Below are 462 nucleotides of genomic sequence, written 5' to 3'. Positions count from 1 at the left end.
TGGTACCCCTGGTGTTCGGGACCCTCAAGGCCTCCTTCTACGCCATGCTGTTTGCGGTGCCGCTCGGTGTCGCCGGTGCCATCTACACCGCCTACTTCATGTCGGCGGGCCTGCGCAAATACGTCAAGCCGACGGTTGAGATCATGGCGGCGCTGCCGACCGTCATCCTCGGCTTCCTGGCGGGTCTGTGGCTGGCACCCATCATCGAGGGGGCGCTGCCAGGGGTGATCCTGCTGCTGCTGTTGCTGCCGATGGGCATGTTGCTCACCGCCCTGGTGTGGAACTACCTGCCGGAGCGTGGCCGCTCCTGGCTGCCGGAGGGCTGGCACGCCATCCTGCTCATTCCTGTGCTGCTGCTGATTGGCTGGGGCGCCTTCGCCTTGAGCCCGCTCATCGAGAATGCCTTCATGCACGGGGATTCGCGTATCTGGCTGACCCACGAGATGGGCATCAAGTTTGACC

At 64.3% G+C, this 462-nt stretch carries 1 pseudogene; it reads left to right on the top strand.

The features are described from left to right. Window positions 1-462, top strand: a pseudogene (locus tag JWG43_RS18095) (phosphate ABC transporter permease); the annotation flags it as partial.

Source organism: Desulfobulbus alkaliphilus (assembly GCF_016918545.1).
Taxonomy (GTDB): Bacteria; Desulfobacterota; Desulfobulbia; order Desulfobulbales; family Desulfobulbaceae; genus Desulfobulbus; species Desulfobulbus alkaliphilus.
This window is presented reverse-complemented; position numbering and strand designations above follow the sequence as displayed.